Source organism: Pantoea sp. B_9 (assembly GCF_008632015.1).
Classification (GTDB): Bacteria; Pseudomonadota; Gammaproteobacteria; order Enterobacterales; family Enterobacteriaceae; genus Pantoea; species Pantoea dispersa.
Genome location: NZ_VWVL01000009.1, coordinates 70,259 through 87,061, shown reverse-complemented (window position 1 = coordinate 87,061; position 16,803 = coordinate 70,259). Strand labels below are relative to the sequence as shown.

The window sequence follows — 16,803 nt, the reverse complement described above, 5'->3', positions numbered from 1 at the left end:
TTGGAACCGGTTCCATTAAGCTTTTTACAGCACATTAACGTGCTGTCTGGCGCATAACGGTGCGGCGGGCAGTACAGCGAGACAGGCTGGAGGAAAGATGTCGAAAGCGGAAATTATTGTGGTTACGGCCGCCTACGGCGCGCACAAGGTGGCAGAACTGGGCGGCCAGGCAGCGCTGCTGCCGCTGATTAAAGCGGCCGGTGCCGATGGCGTCGAGATCCGCCGCGAGCTGTTCGGCGACGACGAATTGTGCCAGCTGCATACGCTTAGCGACGCGCTGCGCCAGCATCAGCTCAGCGTCAGCTATTCAGTGCCGGAAGCGCTGTGGCAGGCGGACGGTGCGCTCAATCCGCGTCTGGCGCAGTTCCTGCAGGAAGCTGAGCTGCTGGGCGCTCAGCGCCTCAAGCTGGCACTGGGTCACTATGTCTCGCTGGCCGATCGCCAGCTGGTCAAGGTGCTGGCCGGCTCGCGCGTCACGCTGGTCATCGAAAACGATCAGACGCCGGACAGTAAGCTGACGCCGATGCTGCACTTCTTCCATCACGCCTGCGATGCCGCGCTGCCGCTGGATATGACCTTCGACATGGGCAACTGGCGCTGGACCGGCGAAGACGCCCTGCAGGCAGCGGCGCAGCTCAGTCGCTACGTGAGCTACATTCATGTTAAGGCGGCGGTGCCGCACGGTGACAGCTTCCGCGCCATTGCGCTGGATGACGCCGACGACAGCTGGCGCACGCTGTTGCAGGCGCTGCCGGCCGATGCACCGCGCGGTATTGAGTTCCCATTAGCCGGCGCAGATTTACTGGCGGTGACCCGCCACTACGTCGATCTGCTGCGCGCGGTGTAAGGAGTTGAGCATGACACACACCTCTCAGCTGGATGTCGTCACCATTGGTGAAGCGATGGCGATGTTTATCGCCGGGCAAACCGGCGATCTCGCCGCAGCCGATCAGTTCACGAAGCGCATTGCCGGTGCCGAACTTAATGTGGCGATTGGTCTGGCGCGCCTCGGTTTGCAGGTGGGCTGGGTCAGCCGCGTCGGCGACGACAGCTTCGGCCGTTTTACCCTGCAGCAGCTGGCGAAAGAGCACGTTGACCACCGCTGCGTGACCATTGATAACCGCTATCGCACCGGTTTTCAGCTTAAAGCGCGCGTGGACGACGGCTCCGATCCGGAAGTGGAGTATTTCCGTAAAGGCTCCGCCGCCAGCCACCTGTCACCGGATGATTTCGACGAAAGCTATTTCGGCAGCGCGCGCCATCTGCATCTGAGCGGCGTGGCCGCCGCGCTTTCCGATAGTTCGCTGGCGCTGGCTAAACATGCGGCGAAAGAGATGCGCGCCCGCGGCAAAACCATCTCCTTTGATCCTAATCTGCGTCCGGTGCTGTGGCGCAGTGAAGAAGAGATGCGTAAGCAGCTGAATTTGCTGGCAGAATACGCCGACTGGGTGCTGCCAGGTGAAAAAGAGGGGCTGATTCTGACCGGCTACCGTCAGCCTGAAGCGATCGCGGATTTCTACCTCGATAAAGGCGTGCGGGCGGTGGTGATCAAAACCGGCAGCGACGGCGCCTGGTATAAAACCGCCGCGGGCGAACAGGGCCAGATTGCGCCGATCCACGTGGAGAATGTGGTGGATACCGTCGGCGCGGGCGATGGCTTTGCGGTCGGGCTGATCAGCGCGCTGCTGGAAGGGAAATCGCTGCCGCAGGCGATTCTGCGCGGTAACAAAATTGGTTCGCTGGCGATTCAGGTTGCCGGCGACAGCGAAGGTCTGCCGACGCGCGCAGCGCTCGGCGATTATTAAACAAACGCACGGACCCGTAGCGGCGCAATTTATTGCGCACATGCAGGACGCAACGTCAACAACGCGCGATGAATCGCGCCGCTACGATGCCGTGCCAATACACTAAAACTGTCTCTACACCCTAATTTCGAGACGCATCCACAGAATGCGCCCGCCTCAACCAGAGGAGTCACCCATGAAATCGCAGACAATCGCGCCAAAACGCTGGTGGTATATCATGCCCATCGTGTTTATTACCTACAGTCTGGCGTATCTGGACCGGGCGAACTTTAGCTTCGCCTCTGCCGCAGGGATAAATGAGGATCTCGGTATCACCAAAGGCATGTCATCGCTGCTCGGTGCCCTGTTCTTCCTTGGCTACTTCTTCTTTCAGATCCCCGGCGCGGTCTATGCCGAGCGCCGCAGCGTAAAAAAACTGATTTTCTGGTGTCTGATTCTGTGGGGCGGCTGCGCCTCGCTGACCGGTATCGTCAGCAATATTCCGATGCTGGCCGCCATCCGCTTTGTGCTCGGCGTGGTGGAAGCGGCGGTGATGCCGGCGATGCTGATCTACATCAGCAACTGGTTTACCAAATCCGAGCGCTCCCGCGCGAATACCTTCCTGATCCTCGGTAACCCGGTGACGGTGCTGTGGATGTCAGTGGTGTCCGGCTACCTGATTAACTCCTTTGGCTGGCGCGAGATGTTCATCATCGAGGGCTTCCCGGCGGTGATCTGGGCGATTGCCTGGTGGTTTATAGTGCAGGATAAACCGGCCCAGGCCAAATGGATGAGCGACGAAGAGAAAGCGGCGCTGCAGGCGCAGCTGCAGAAGGAGCAGGAGAACATTAAAGCGGTGCGCAACTACAGCGAAGCCTTTCGCAACCGCAACGTTATCCTGCTGTGCCTGCAATATTTTGCCTGGAGCATCGGCGTGTACGGTTTCGTGCTGTGGCTGCCGTCGATTCTGCGTAACGGCACGCAAATGGGCATGGTCGAAGCGGGCTGGCTGTCGGCGGTACCGTATCTGGTGGCGACCATCGCCATGCTGGTGGTGTCGTGGGCGTCGGACAAGACGCAAAACCGTAAGCTGTTTGTCTGGCCGCTGCTGCTGATTGGCGCACTGGCGTTCCTCGGCTCGTGGATGGTGGGCTCCAGCAACTTCTGGCTGTCGTATGCGCTGCTGGTGATTGCCGGCGGGGCCATGTACGCCCCCTATGGCCCGTTCTTCGCCATCATTCCGGAGATGCTGCCGCGCAATGTTTCCGGCGGTGCCATGGCGCTGATTAACAGTATGGGCGCACTGGGTTCCTTCATCGGTTCATGGATCGTAGGCTATCTTAATGGGGCGACCGGCAGTCCTGCCGCCTCCTATGTCTTTATGGGTGCTGCGCTACTGGCGTCGGTGTGGCTGACGCTGATTGTTAAACCGGCGGAAAACAAAACGCCGCCGCCGATTCACGGGGCGAAGCACGCCTGAAAGCGTAAGCGATGACTTTTCCGGGCGACTCAGGTCGCCCGTCACACGTTCTACAGGGAGCAAATAATGAAACCTGCTGTGATTCTGTATAAGAGCCTGCCCGATGACCTGCGTGCCAAGCTGGACCAGCACTTCAGCGTCACGGAAGTGAAAGATGTCTCGCCGGAGACGGTGAAACAGCATGCGGCGCAGTTCGCCGCAGCGCAGGGTCTGCTCGGCTCCGGCGGCAAAGTGAATGATGAGCTGCTGGCCAGCATGCCGGCGCTGCGTGCCTGTTCTACCGTCTCCGTCGGCTATGACAACTTTGACGTTGATGCGCTCAACCAGCGCAACGTTCTGCTGATGCACACGCCCACCGTACTGACCGAAACCGTGGCTGATACCATGATGGCGCTGGTGCTGAGCACTGCGCGTCGCGTCACCGAGCTGGATAAATGGGTCAAAGCCGGTGAGTGGAAAAAGAGTATCGATGCTGAGCACTTCGGTATCGACGTACACCACAAGACGCTGGGCATTCTCGGCATGGGCCGTATTGGTCTGGCACTGGCGCAGCGCGCGCACTTTGGCTTCGGCATGAACATTCTGTACAACGCCCGCCGCCAGCATGAAGAGGCGGAAACCCGCTTTGGCGCGCGCGCCTGCGATCTGGAAACGCTGCTGAAAGAGAGCGATTTTGTCTGCATCAGCCTGCCGCTGACCGAGCAGACGCACCATATGATCGGTGCGGAACAGCTGAAACTGATGAAGCCGAGCGCGATTCTGATCAACGCCGGACGCGGTCCGGTGGTCGATGAGCAGGCGCTGACCGCCGCACTGAAAGACGGCACTATTCACGCCGCCGGGCTGGATGTGTTTGAAGTCGAGCCGGTGCCGGCCGATGCGGAAATCCTCACGCTGCCGAACGTGGTCGCACTGCCGCACATCGGCTCCGCCACGCATGAAACGCGCTACGGCATGGCGCGCGATGCGGTCGACAACATGATCGCCGCACTGAGCGGTAAAGTGGAGAAAAACTGCGTTAACCCGCAGGTCCAGGCTTGATCTCACGGCTTTAGCCATTGCGCCTGCCGGTTGCGGGCGCTATGGTGGTCTTCCCCCTGATAACAATGTTTTTACCTCCTATGGCTTTTTCTCAGTTCGGCGACAAATTTACGCAACATTCCGGCATCTCTCGTCTGATGGAAGATATGGGCGAAGGGCTGCGCACGCCTGGCACGATCATGCTGGGCGGCGGTAATCCGGCGCAGATTCCGGCCATCAATGATTATTTCAGTCAGCTGCTGCTGCAGATGCATCAGGACGGCAAGCTGAACGAAGCGCTGTGCAACTACGACGGCCCGCGCGGCAAAGCGCTGCTGCTGGAGGCGCTGGCTACGCTGCTGCGCGAGGAGCTCGGCTGGCCGGTAACGCCACAAAATATCGCGCTCACCAACGGCAGTCAGAGCGCGTTCTTTTACCTGTTTAATCTGTTTGCCGGCCGCCGCGCCGACGGCAGCAAAAAGCGCGTGCTGTTCCCGCTGGCGCCGGAATACCTCGGCTATGCCGATGCCGGGCTGGAGGAGGATCTGTTCATCTCCGCCAAACCCAATATTGAACTGCTGCCGGAAGGCCAGTTCAAATACCACGTCGATTTCGACCATCTGCCGCTGAATGATGAGACTGGCCTGATTTGCGTGTCGCGTCCGACCAATCCAACCGGCAACGTCATCACCGACCAAGAACTGCTGCAGCTGGATGCGCTGGCACAGCAGCACGGCGTCCCGCTGCTGATCGATAACGCCTATGGCGTGCCGTTCCCCGGCATCATCTTCAGTGAGGCACGTCCGCTGTGGAACCCCAACACCATTCTGTGCATGAGCCTGTCGAAGCTGGGCCTGCCGGGCGCACGTTGCGGAATTATCATTGCCGATGAGAGCACGATCGGTGCCATTGGTAACATGAACGGCATTATCAGCCTGGCGCCAGGCAGCATCGGTCCGGCGATTGCCACCGAGATGATTGTGCGTGGCGATCTGCTGCGCCTGTCGCAGGAAGTGATTAAACCGTTCTATCAGGCCAAGGTTAGCGAAACTATCGCGATTATTCGCCGCTATATCAGCGAAGATCGCTGCCTGATCCACAAACCGGAAGGCGCTATTTTCCTGTGGCTGTGGTTCCGCGACCTGCCGATCAGTACCGAAGCGCTGTATCAGCGCCTGAAAGCGCGCGGCGTGCTGATGGTGCCGGGCCACTTCTTCTTCCCGGGGCTGGAACAGGCCTGGCCGCACACACATCAGTGCATGCGCATGAATTACGTACCGGACAGCGACAAGATTGAGCGTGCGGTACAGATTCTGGCGGAAGAGCTGGATAACGCCTGGAACGCTTAATCCGCGCTTAACGACAGCTGGCACCACTGCGCCAGCTGCTGAATCGCCTGTTCGACTTCGGCATTCCAGCCAAAACCGGCGTTGAGCCGGAAGCAGTGATCGTAGCGATGATCGGTGGCGAAGATGTGCCCAGGCGCGATGCCGATGCCCGCGTTGCGCGCCTTGAGAAACAGCGCGCGCACGTTCAGCGCCTGTTGCGGCATCTCCACCCACAGCACGTAACCGCCCTCCGGATCCGACACGCGCGTGCCCGCCGGGAAGTAGCGCAGCACCGCCTGGCGCATATGGTGGATCTGATTTTTCAGCTCGCGCCGCAGCTTGCGCAGGTGCGCATCGTAACCGCCACTGCGCAGCAGTTCGGCAATCGCCGCCTGCGACAGCACCGACGTGCCCATGCTGGTGGTGTACTTCAGCGAGGCGATTTTGCGCATGTACTTGGTGCTGTGCACCCAGCCAATACGGATGCCGGGCGCCACGGTTTTTGAAAAGCCGCTGCACAGGATGGCATTCGGGCTGAAGGCGCGCATCGGAAACGGCCGGCGCTCGCCGAAAGCCGTATCGCCAAAGATATCGTCCTCAATGATCACCACATCATTCTCATCGGCCTGGCGCGCGATATACGCCTTGTGCTCGTTGGGAATGCTTTTGCCCAGCGGATTATTGATGTTGTTGATGGTGAGATAGGCCTGCACCGCTTTACGCCGGAACAGCCCGGTGAGTTTCGCGACGTTAACGTAACCCTCCGGCCCGGCTTCCACTTCAATGACGCGCAGGTTGAGGTTGTGCAACATCTGTAGCAGCACGAAGTAGCACGGCGACTCCACCGCCACGATATCGCCTGGCCGCGTGGTGGCGCGCAGCGCCAGCGAAATCGCCTCAATGCAGCCGTTAGTGACCAGGATGTCATCGGCGCTGATATTGCAGCCATAATCCACCGCGCGCCGGGCAATTTCCGCCTTGAGCGGCGCATAGCCGGTGCCTTTCACCGTATTACCGAGCAGCGCCGGTTTGCTGTAACCCATCTGCCGCATCAGCAGGCCAATTTTTTTCACCGGATAGAGCGAGATGTCGCCGTTGGCCAGATCGAGCCGCACGCGGCAGTCCGATCCCAGCATCGCCAGGTGCAGTTCGGTTTGCTCATCCAGCGGCGCCACTTCGCGCGGCTGCTCGCTGAATACCGCCGGCACTTTTTTCTCTGTGGGACGCGGTGCGACAAAAAAGCCAGACTTCGGCCGTGCCACCGCGTAGTGCTCATCCTCCAGCGTGCGTAATGTTTTCAGCGCAGTGGTCATGCTGACGCGATACTGCGTCGCCAGCGTGCGCACCGACGGCAAACGGCTGTCGGGCGGCAGCGATCCGCTGTGAATGGCCTGTTTTATCTGCTCAGCGATCTGACGGTAACGACTGCTCTGACTCTCCTGTTCCTGCGTTTCACCCGCCATCTGTTCCACCCCATATCGTGCTGATCTGTGCGTATTCATCAGATTACATTCAAAGTACTTTAGGCTGCATCTGTTAATTCAGCTTCACGCAGCACCTTCGTGGCCCGTTTTCCAGCCCGTTGTCGCCCGCACGGCAGCGGCGATTTTATTAGCCAAAGGATGAAGTGAAAAATGAATAATCTGTCCGCGATGATGAGTGAAATTGAAGAATACCTGACGCCCGCGATTCTCGATTCCGCCCAGCACTGTGCTCAGCGCCTGCTCGCCGCCCTGCCCGATCCCGACCATCCCGAACGTAACCGCGTGCTGCTGGCCTATGGCGGCGGCAAAGACAGCAGCTATATGGTGGCCTACGTACGTTACATTCAGGGGTTAATCTGGCAACAGCGCAACAGCACGTTTCAGCTGCGCATCAGCACTAACCGCCATGCCGCCATGAATAACAGCGTGATGGAAAACATCGACCGCGTCTATCGCGCGCTGCGTATCCATGACGACGCGTTCACCGAATGCCTGGTGACCGACGGACTACAGATTCGTCCCTTCGATCGCCATTTGCCGATGCCGCAGAGCGTGCGCCAGCAGAACCGCGACGATGTGCTGATGAATGGTCACCGCTTCCGTGCCGACGCGCGCTCCACCTTCTGCAACGCCTGCAACCTGAGCATGGTGAATTCGTTTGGCCTGGCGGCGCACTACGATGGCGGCGTCGATGTGATCATCACCGGCGATTCGCCGCAGGAGCAGACCGCTTACCTTGCGTGGGCGCGCCACCTGTCAAAACTGTTTGATGCGCCGATGGCCGATAAGTCGCGCGGCTTCAGCGGCTTTCTGCACACGCTAGACGGCGTGGCGGCGCGCTACTTCGCCGACATTTACGGCGCTGACCAGGTCACGCCGGCACATCGCATTACCTGGCAGCTGGCGCGCGACCCGCTGTTCTTCAACATCTATCAGGACACCGCTTATGAGGCTGGCGCGCACTGGGCGCTGCTGACCGAATTCATGCATTTCCGCTTCGATGAGCTGATGTTCAGCTTCTCCGAGTCGGACTGCGGCAACCCGACGTTAATGGCACATATTCGCGGTCTGCGTGCGGAGACGCTGTTGCAGCGCAGCTACGCCGAAGGCATTCGCGAATATGTGCGCTTTGCGCTCGGCCTGATGGTGCAGAAGGACTTTCCGCCGCAGCTGATCGATGAGATGGCCGCGCGCTATCAGGATGATGCCGCGATTGCCCGCGCACGCCAGCGCGCCGCGCAGTTCGCACTCGACGCTTTCGGCCTCAGTGAAACCCAGCTGGTATGCATGATCTATTCACCGTTTATCGCCGGCGGCCAGCAGCTGAAAGCCTGGCTGCTGCAGCTGCCGGCCGCGCCGGAAGAAGCCGCGGTGCGCGCCTTGCTGAGCGGAGAGAGCGAGGATGTGGCGCTGGCGCAGCAGCTCACGCAGCTGTCGGGCCTCAGCGTGGCGCAGATGCGGCACTGCTGGCGCAGCGCGGCGGTGAGTTCGCTGCTGGACGGCGCGCGCGGCGATGCGCTGTCGCGCGTGTTGCGTTTCGACCCGCACAAAGCGGTGATTCAGGTTAACAACGGTGCGTTACAGGACATCGTTACTGAAGTGATTTCCGGGCGTTAACCCGGTAAGGCGACGCGATGAGAAAGATTTTTCTGCAGATTGGCGCCACGCGCGACGGGCAAAATCCCTACTGCGCGGTGGCAAAACGCGAAGGCTATTTTACTGTACTGGCCGAAATGGGGGATTTTGTCGACTATCAATCGCTCAGCATCGCCCTGCCGTTCGATCTGATTGTGCGTCTCGATCGCCCGGAAAATCCGTGGGATGTCCTCAATGCCTGTCTGCACGCCGGTCTGCTGGAGCATCCACAGGTGGTGCTGGCCGGTTTTGAGGCTTACAACGCCAGCGCTGGCCGGGTGCGTGAACTGCTGGCCGGCCCGGATGCCGGTCCGGGCTTCATCCCGCCGGATAAATATGCACAGCGCATGGCGCTACGCAAAGCCTGGCCGCGTTTTCCACAGCCGGAGTTTCGCTTCTTTGCCTCACCGCTCAGCATTGGCGACGCGCGGGATGCGCTGCTTTATCCCTGCGTGATCAAACCGGTCGACGGCGGCGGCGGGCTGGGCATCTGGCTGGTGGAAGAGGCCAGCCAGCTGGATGCGGTGATTGCCCGGCTGCTCGACACCATGAACTATGGCGGACGCGGCTTTACCGGCTTTATCGTCGAAAGCTGGCTGGCCGGCGACGAATATTCGCTGCAGGGCGTGGTGGAGAATGGACACGCGGTGGCGCTGACCTGCTGCCAGAAGGTGATTGAGCAGCATACCGAGGCCGACGGCTGTATCAGCTTTTACGAATCCGGCCATGTGGCGATGGCGGCGCAGCAGCTGCCCGCCGCCTTCACCAGCCTGATGAGTTTCTGCTGTGAAACCTTCGGCTACCGGCGCGGCGCTTTCCACATTGATTTCATTATGGTAAACGGCGAGCCGCACTTTCTCGAAATGGGCTTTCGCCTGTCCGGCATGGGTGTGGTGAACCTGGTGGAAGAGGTCACCGGCATCAACTGGGCCGAGGTGGCCTTTCAGGTTGAAGCCGGACGCGGCCTGCCTGAACTGCACTTCGCTTCACCGTCACAGGCCGTCGGCCGGCTGCGGTTGCGCCAGCGGCTGCAGTATGACGCCGCCGGGCGCTGGATTGCCGAGCACCAGCGCGGCCAGCTGTTACCGCCGCTCAACTTACCGGCGCTGGAGGTCTCGCCGCGCTCATCGCTGTACGCCGATCTGACGCGCCACGCCGGGATTCTCGCTACGCTGCGTCTGCCTGCCGCCAGCCGCGACGAAATTCTGGCGGTGTTTCACGCCCTTCTTGCTGTTCCCGCTTTGACCTCACGGAGAGATTTACTATGTGCAGAATGATTCTGGCACACGGCCAGTTTGACGCCGCTGCGGTACTGGACGCCGCACGCGCCATGAGCTGCGGTGAAACCGCCGCGCACGATGGCCCGATTAAACAACATCCCAACGGCTGGGGCTGTCTGTGGCTGGAGCACGGTCAGATCCGTACGCTGCATGGCACCGGCACCTTTGCCGAAGCACTACCTGGCATTGACGTCACGCGCATGCAGCACAGCCGCTTTCTGGCGGTGCACGTGCGTCACGCCACGCTCAGCAAAAACCAGGGCATTGCGTTCTCCCATCCGCTGCGGCGCACCAGCGGCGGCACCCAGTGGTACATGATGCACAACGGCTTTTTGCCGACCGTCTATGCGCAGCTGGGCATGGCGCAGTCGCGCTTTGATTCCGCTGAATATCTGGAATATATCGTCGACCGCGTCACGCCCGCCGATTTCACCCGCGACTACCTGCGCGAAAAAATGGCCCGGGTGGCGCCGGGTGGCAGCGCGGCAAACGCCATTTTCGTCACCCGCGAGAAGGCCTGGGCGTGGCAATGGCATCCTGATGACACGCCTTACCCCGACTATTTCACCCTGCATCGTTGTCAGCAGAACAACAGCACCTTTATCTCCTCTGAACCTGTTTCAACACTGGGCACGGCGTCAGCATGGCACCGTATGAGCAACCATGAACTTCATGAAATTCCATTTGGAGAGTGAACCCATGGCCATTTTCAATCAGATTCGCGTCATTAACCCCAACATGTTCGTCGAAAGCACCTGGCTGGATGACATCGTCACCGCGCGCGTGCCGCTGCTGGTGCTGCGCAATTTCCTCACGCCAGAGGTGCGCACCGCGGTGGTGGCTGATCTCCAGCAGTGCCGCGAGCAGGTACGGGTTTCTCACTATCCAAATGGCGCGCTGACCACGCTCGGCCCGTATCTGGCGAAGCACACCGCCGCGCCGGAAAACTATTTCACCGAACTGCGCGACATCCAGCCGGCGCTGCCGGCCTCGCTGCACGCCCTGCGCGCGCAGATTTACCACTGGGTGCAGCATGCGCTGCGCCTTGAGAGTCTGCAAACCGCCACCGAACCGGCACTGGGTGATTACGCCGGCTCGATTGTGCGTTTCCACGCTGACGGCGTCGCTAATCCGCTGCATAACGACAACATCGTGCGCGATGCCGCTGGCAGCGGTCTGGCGGTGACGCACATTCTGCATCAGCTGAGCTGCGTCGTGTGCCTGCAGGAGTGCAACGCCGGCGGCGCGCTGCGCATCTTCAATAAGAAATGGCAGCCGGAAGACGAGCGCTTTAAAACGCCGGGCGAGCTGGGCTACCAGAGCGGCGTCATCGCCGGCAGCGAGACTTGCGAATTCGCGCCGCGCAGTGGCGATATCTATCTGTTTAATCCCGCGTTTTATCATGAAATCGATCGCGTTGAGGGCGACACGCGCATCACCATGGGCTTTTTCTTTGGCCTGACCGACAAAAAAATGAAGCACGCCATTGCCTGGAGTTAATCCCGGCCTTAGACGAGGAAGACAGTATGACAACCTATGACAAAGTGATCGCGCTGCTGGATGCGCAGCAGGCCCGCTACCGCGTGGTGGAGCATGAGGCCGTCGGCCAGACCGAGGTGATCAGCGCCATCCGCGGAAACGATCTCCAGCAGGCGGCCAAAGCGATGGTGCTGGAAGTCACCATGCCGGACGGCGCAGCGCCGCGCTATCTGCTGGCGATCGTACCCGGCGACTGCAAAATCAACTTCAAGCACGCCGCACGTGCCATTGGCGGTAAGAAGTCGACGTTTGCCACCCCTGAGCAGGCACAAGCGCTGACGCAGTGCGTGATGGGCGCGGTGCCGCCGTTTAGTTTTGATGACCGACTGGCGCTGCGCGTGGATGCGCGGCTGCGTGATGTCGGGACGCTGTGGTTTAACGCCGGTGCGCTGGACCGCTCGGTAGCGTTGGATGTGGATGATTATTTTCGACTGATCGGCGACGACTGCGGTGCAGAGATCGCCACACCGGTGACGGCAACCGCCTGATTGCCGCGCTGAGGAATGCGTATGTCCGTGAAAGATATGTTGTTAGCCCTGTGCGTCGTGGTGGCGTGGGGCGTAAATTTTGTGGTGATTAAGCTGGGTTTGCAGGGCATGCCGCCCTTTTTGCTGGCGGGACTGCGTTTTACGCTGGTGGCGTTTCCGGCGATCTTTTTCGTGCGTCGTCCGGCAATTCCGCTGCGCTGGCTGGTGGTGTATGGCATGACCATCAGCTTTGGTCAGTTCGCGTTTCTGTTCCTCGCCATCAAGCTTGGCATGCCAGCCGGGCTGGCTTCGCTGGTGCTGCAGGCACAGGCATTTTTCACCCTGCTGCTCGGCGCACTGCTGCTGGCCGAGAAGCTGCGCTGGAACCACATCGCCGGCATTCTGGTCGCCACGCTCGGCATGTTTATGCTGGCAACCGCCGGTATGGAGGGCCAGACAACCGCGGGCATCACGCTGACCACCATGATGCTGACGCTGGCGGCGGCGCTGTCGTGGGGGCTGGGCAATATCACTAACAAGATTATCCTGCGCAACCGCAAGGTGCCGGTGATGTCGCTGGTGGTGTGGAGCGCGCTGGTGCCGATTGCACCGTTCTTTGCCTGTTCGTGGTGGTTCGAGGGCGAATCCGCCATTGTCACCAGCCTGCTGGATATTTCACTGCAGACGGTGCTGGCGCTGCTCTATCTGGCGTTTTTCGCCACCATCATTGGCTACGCCATCTGGGGCAATCTGCTCAGCCGCTACGAAACCTGGCGCGTGGCGCCGCTGTCGCTGCTGGTGCCGGTGGTCGGCATTCTCAGCGCCGCGCTGATCCTCGGTGAAACTCTGTCGGCACAGGAGATTCTCGGCGCGTCGGTGATCATTCTCGGGCTGCTGGTGAATGTGTTTGGCGGTATGGTGAGCCAGCGCCTGCTGGTACGTACCTGATGATGCAGCCATAAAAAAACGCCGCGTTGCAGCGGCGTTTTTCTTTACTTCGTTAGCCTTATTTCAGGATTTCAATCCGGCGTGGTTTCGCCTCTTCCGGGACGATACGTTCCAGATCGATACTCAGCAGGCCCAGTTCGAGACGCGCATCGCGCACCACGATGTGATCGGCCAGCTGGAATTTGCGTTCGAAGTTACGTTCTGCGATGCCCTGGTACAGGTATTTACGTTCCTGCTGCTCTTCAGGGTGGGCGCCGCGCACCACCAGCATGTTGTCATGGGCGGTGATATCCAGTTCGCTCTGCGCAAAGCCGGCGACGGCAATGGTGATGCGATAGTGGTTTTCGTCTACCAGCTCGACGTTGTACGGAGGGTAGCCGCCGTTAGCCTGGTTTTGGTTGGACTCAAGCAGGTTAAACAGACGGTCGAAACCAATAGCAGAACGATAAAGCGGAGAGAGATCAAAGTTACGCATAATAAGACTCCTGATAATCAGCAAGTTTTGGCAACCTTCCACCATGGACAGGTTGTCCGGCCCGTCGGTGTCCCTGTCGGCGACCGCGTCGTGACCGTAGCTTAAAGATGGGTGCGCTCAGGTCGCTTTCAAGGGGCAATGCGCTTTTTTTTGCAGCAATTCTGACGATATGGCATACACTCAGGGGACGCTTCGCCTGACGGGAAGGACATAACCACAGAGTTATGCGGATGTCAGGTGACACACTCCAGCCAGGGCCATGCCATGACTGTAGGGATGATGATGATGAAAATGATGAAACGCTTTCCGCTCACCGGCCTGCTGGTCTGCTGCGCCTGTGCCACATCAGGCTGCTCCAGCGTGATGTCGCATACCGGTGCCAGCCAGGGTTACTACCCCGGCACGCGCGCCAGCGCAGAGATGCTGACCGATGACAATACCAGCTGGGCGATTAAACCGCTGGCGCTGATCGATCTGCCCTTCTCGGCGGTGATGGATACGCTGCTGCTGCCGTGGGATTACTTCCGCGCCGACGACGATAAAACCAAAGATTCGCCGCGCGAACGCGTGCTGCAGAGCGAGAAGATGGCTGGCACCCAGGCCAGCCTGGCCACCGCGGCGGCTATGCCGGCGGAATCGCACTGACGCAGAACAGCTGTCGCCAGCCGTCAACCTCGCGCATGTAGGCGATCTGCTTCCCGTCCGGCGACCACACCACCGCGTCGCCGCCCGGCGGTTGCGCGCTGCGCGCGGTAAGGCGCGTACACTGTCCGCTGGCTATCTCACAACGCATCACGCTGTTATCACAGATAAAGGCGATGGCTGCGCCGTCCGGCTGCCAGCTGAAAGCAGACTGAATGCTGCTGCGCAGTGAGGTGATCTGACGCGCCGCGCCACCGTTGGGTGAGACTGTCCACAGCTGCACAATGCCCTGCTCGTCAGCCTGCAAAAAGGCGATTGCGCTGCCATCCGGCGCAGCGCGCAACCAGTGGCGCGGCTGCAGCGCCAGCCCTTTACCGTGCGTGATGCGCCGCTGCTGCACGCCAGCCGGCGGTGCCGGCAGCTGCTCTGCCGTGCCCTGCAGCGGTGCATTGCCGGCTCTGGCATAGTCCGCCAGCGCCTCAGGCAGATCGACCACAAACACTTCCGGCACCTTCTCACCACTGGCATTGCGCGTATCGCCGATAAAGGCGATGGCCCAGCGCTGCCAGCTGCCGTCCGCTTTCTGGTAGCCGCGCGCGCCAATCCAGCACTCTTCATAAGCGCGGTCAATCTGATCGCTGCCCGGTTGTGGATCGCGCCGGGTGTGGCTCACCAGCACGCAGTAGTGGCTGCCGTCATATTCGCGCGGATGCTGTTTTGGCGGACACACCGGATGCAGCGGCACCGCCACGCCGACGTTGCGCAGATCTTCACGCACATCGCGCTCATGCATTACGTGATCGTTATAGGTAAAGCTCAGCCGCGAGCCATCCGGACTGAACACATGCACGTGCGAGCCACCACGCAGCGCACCCGGCGTATAGGGCGCGGTGATATCGCAGGCGTCGAGGTTCTCTGCGATGCCCTGCTGAACAATCACGCCGCGCCGGTGATGAAAGTCATAATGCCAGTGCGCATCGGGATGCTCCGGCCCATGAATACAGACATAGCGCGGCGGCAGATCCGGACTCACGGTCACCACGCCGACGTGCGCGCCCTCGCGCGCCTGATACAGCACCTCGACCGCGTCGCTGTGCACGTTGACGCGCTCAATGGTCAGGCTGGTAAACGAGGCGCCGGACGGCCGCACATCAAATGCCAGCCACTGGCTGTCGGCGGTCCAGACGTTGATATTGGTCAGCTGATGATGGCGCTGAGTAAAGGTGAGTTGTTTTTCTGACATGGGGCAACCTCAGATGTAACCGTTGCCGGACAAATTACGTGATGCCGTTCAGTTAAGCAAAAGCTGAGCAGCTAATGCGGGTGCGCAGGCATGCGCACCCGGAAGCTTAGCCCACGCGCTGCACATCCCCCACCAGCAGGATGTAAGAGAGCGCGCCAATCAGCGCAACGGCGGAGATGTACACCAGCGCGGGCGCAAAGCCGTAATCCTGCGCCAGATACCCCACCACCAGCGGTACCGTGATGCCACCGAGGCCGCCGATAAAGTTAAACATGCCGCCGGTCAGGCCGATCAGGCGTACCGGCGCCAGCGACGAGACCAGCGACCAGGTGATGGACGCGAACCCGTTACCGAAAAAGGCCAGCGCCATCAGCACCATAATCCACAGCGGATCGTTGGTGTAGTTTGCGCCCATAATGCAGGTGGAGATCAGCAGGCCGCAGATGATCGGCGTCTTGCGGGCAAAGCCGAGCGAGCGGCCGCTGCGCACCAGACGATCGGCCACCATCCCGGAGAGGATCACGCCAACAAAGGCGGCGAGAAACGGCACGGTTGTCATAAAGCCGGCCGTCAGCGCGGCAATATGTTTCTCCTGCGTCAGGTAGTTGGGGAACCAGGTAAGGAAAAACCACAGCGTTGAGGTCACCGCGAACTGGCCGAGATACACGCCGCACAGCTTGCGATGAAACACCAGTTTCCAGTCGGCCGCGGTGAGTTTAACGCGTGCTTTCTTCTCGCCGGGTGCATCGCCGTCGACCATCGCGCCACCGGCACGAATGTAATCCAGCTCGGCCTGATTGATGCCTTTGCTCTGGCTCGGCGCCTGATAAACCTTCATCCACACCAGCGACCAGATAATGCCAATCCCGCCGGTGATGATAAACACCCAGTGCCAGCTCAGCAGTTCCTGAATCCAGATCAGCAGCGGTGTGAGAAACGCCAGGCCAACAAACTGACCGGAGGTGTAAAAACCGACGGCCGAAGCGCGCTCCTGTTCCGGGAACCAGCTGGTAACCAGGCGATTATTGGTCGGGAAAGCCGGCGCTTCAAAAATACCGGTAATGGCGCGCAGACCTATCAGCGATAATAAGCCGCTGGCGAATCCCTGCAATAATGTCGCCACCGACCAGCCGAGAATAGCGATAAAATAGGTCAGGCGTGAACCTACGCGATCGAGAAACCAGCCGCCGGGAATCTGGCACAGCGTATATAACCAGGCAAAAGCAGAGAACACATATCCCATTTCTGCTTTGCTGATGCCAAATTCCTGCTGAATATGCGCCGAGGCCACGGCTAAATTAGCGCGATCGACATAACAAATGACCACCGTAATAAAAATCATCAGCAGCGTAATATAACGGCGACGCGTAGGTTTCGCCTGAACAGCAGAGAGATCCATGGTGTTTCTCCGTCAGATGTCAGCTGGCGGACGTGCCGAAACACGCCGCAGCCAACGCAGGGTAAGGTTATCGAAGATA

At 60.1% G+C, this 16,803-nt stretch carries 16 protein-coding genes; 12 read left to right on the top strand and 4 right to left on the bottom strand.

Features of this window, described 5'->3' with window-relative positions; translation table 11 throughout:
- Positions 1-97: 97 nt before the first annotated feature.
- From F3I21_RS21280 to F3I21_RS21260, 5 genes are all read left to right on the top strand, one after another.
- Positions 98-847 carry a sugar phosphate isomerase/epimerase gene (locus tag F3I21_RS21280; protein ID WP_150059694.1) on the top strand — a complete coding sequence of 250 codons (750 nt, stop codon included), beginning with the start codon at positions 98-100 and terminating at the stop codon, positions 845-847.
- Positions 848-857: 10 nt separating this feature from the next.
- Positions 858-1,805: a sugar kinase gene (locus tag F3I21_RS21275; RefSeq protein WP_058758183.1), complete on the top strand. Its 948-nt coding sequence runs from the start codon at positions 858-860 to the stop codon at positions 1,803-1,805.
- 175 nt (positions 1,806-1,980) lie between these two features.
- A complete protein-coding gene (locus tag F3I21_RS21270) occupies positions 1,981-3,264 on the top strand; it encodes an MFS transporter (RefSeq protein ID WP_150059693.1) in 1,284 nt (427 codons plus the stop codon).
- A gap of 66 nt (positions 3,265-3,330) precedes the next feature.
- Positions 3,331-4,305 (top strand): glyoxylate/hydroxypyruvate reductase GhrB, encoded by a 975-nt coding sequence (gene ghrB, locus F3I21_RS21265; RefSeq protein WP_150059692.1) that lies wholly within the window; start codon positions 3,331-3,333, stop codon positions 4,303-4,305.
- Between the two features lie 80 nt (positions 4,306-4,385).
- A complete protein-coding gene (locus F3I21_RS21260) occupies positions 4,386-5,633 on the top strand; it encodes a valine--pyruvate transaminase (protein ID WP_150059691.1) in 1,248 nt (415 codons plus the stop codon).
- Here the strand turns inward: F3I21_RS21260 and F3I21_RS21255 are convergent.
- A complete protein-coding gene (locus F3I21_RS21255; protein WP_058775612.1) occupies positions 5,630-7,075 on the bottom strand; it encodes a PLP-dependent aminotransferase family protein in 1,446 nt (481 codons plus the stop codon). The genes F3I21_RS21260 and F3I21_RS21255 overlap by 4 nt on opposite strands.
- Before the next feature lie 171 nt (positions 7,076-7,246).
- Here F3I21_RS21255 and F3I21_RS21250 point away from each other — a divergent pair, with 171 nt between their 5' ends.
- From F3I21_RS21250 to F3I21_RS21225, 6 genes are read left to right on the top strand one after another with little or no spacing between them, the layout of a single operon-like run.
- Positions 7,247-8,713, top strand: a complete 1,467-nt coding sequence (locus tag F3I21_RS21250; protein ID WP_150059690.1) for a hypothetical protein — start codon at positions 7,247-7,249, stop codon at positions 8,711-8,713.
- A gap of 17 nt (positions 8,714-8,730) precedes the next feature.
- Positions 8,731-10,008 carry an acetyl-CoA carboxylase biotin carboxylase subunit family protein gene (locus F3I21_RS21245; protein ID WP_150059689.1) on the top strand — a complete coding sequence of 426 codons (1,278 nt, stop codon included), beginning with the start codon at positions 8,731-8,733 and terminating at the stop codon, positions 10,006-10,008.
- Positions 9,996-10,706 (top strand): class II glutamine amidotransferase, encoded by a 711-nt coding sequence (locus F3I21_RS21240; protein ID WP_031279597.1) that lies wholly within the window; start codon positions 9,996-9,998, stop codon positions 10,704-10,706. Before F3I21_RS21245 ends, F3I21_RS21240 begins: the two co-directional genes overlap by 13 nt.
- A 4-nt stretch (positions 10,707-10,710) precedes the next feature.
- The gene (locus F3I21_RS21235) at positions 10,711-11,511 is read left to right on the top strand and encodes a hypothetical protein (protein WP_021506900.1); all 801 of its coding nucleotides are present in this window, start codon (positions 10,711-10,713) and stop codon (positions 11,509-11,511) included.
- 26 nt (positions 11,512-11,537) lie between these two features.
- Entirely contained in the window at positions 11,538-12,038 is a 501-nt protein-coding gene (locus F3I21_RS21230) for a YbaK/EbsC family protein (RefSeq protein ID WP_150059688.1), read from the top strand.
- A 21-nt stretch (positions 12,039-12,059) separates the two neighbouring features.
- Positions 12,060-12,965: an EamA family transporter gene (locus F3I21_RS21225; RefSeq protein ID WP_021506902.1), complete on the top strand. Its 906-nt coding sequence runs from the start codon at positions 12,060-12,062 to the stop codon at positions 12,963-12,965.
- Between the two features lie 58 nt (positions 12,966-13,023).
- On the opposite strand, the gene ibpA is transcribed toward F3I21_RS21225, so the two are convergent.
- A complete protein-coding gene (gene ibpA, locus F3I21_RS21220) occupies positions 13,024-13,440 on the bottom strand; it encodes a small heat shock chaperone IbpA (protein WP_010617843.1) in 417 nt (138 codons plus the stop codon).
- Between the two features lie 285 nt (positions 13,441-13,725).
- Here ibpA and F3I21_RS21215 point away from each other — a divergent pair, with 285 nt between their 5' ends.
- The gene (locus tag F3I21_RS21215) at positions 13,726-14,085 is read left to right on the top strand and encodes a YceK/YidQ family lipoprotein (protein ID WP_040679624.1); all 360 of its coding nucleotides are present in this window, start codon (positions 13,726-13,728) and stop codon (positions 14,083-14,085) included.
- On the opposite strand, the gene F3I21_RS21210 is transcribed toward F3I21_RS21215, so the two are convergent.
- On the bottom strand, positions 14,063-15,325 hold the full coding sequence (locus F3I21_RS21210; RefSeq protein WP_150059687.1) for a DUF3748 domain-containing protein: 1,263 nt from the start codon (positions 15,323-15,325) through the stop codon (positions 14,063-14,065). The genes F3I21_RS21215 and F3I21_RS21210 overlap by 23 nt on opposite strands.
- Before the next feature lie 106 nt (positions 15,326-15,431).
- Positions 15,432-16,724 carry an MFS transporter gene (locus F3I21_RS21205; protein WP_021506905.1) on the bottom strand — a complete coding sequence of 431 codons (1,293 nt, stop codon included), beginning with the start codon at positions 16,722-16,724 and terminating at the stop codon, positions 15,432-15,434.
- Positions 16,725-16,803: the final 79 nt, after the last annotated feature.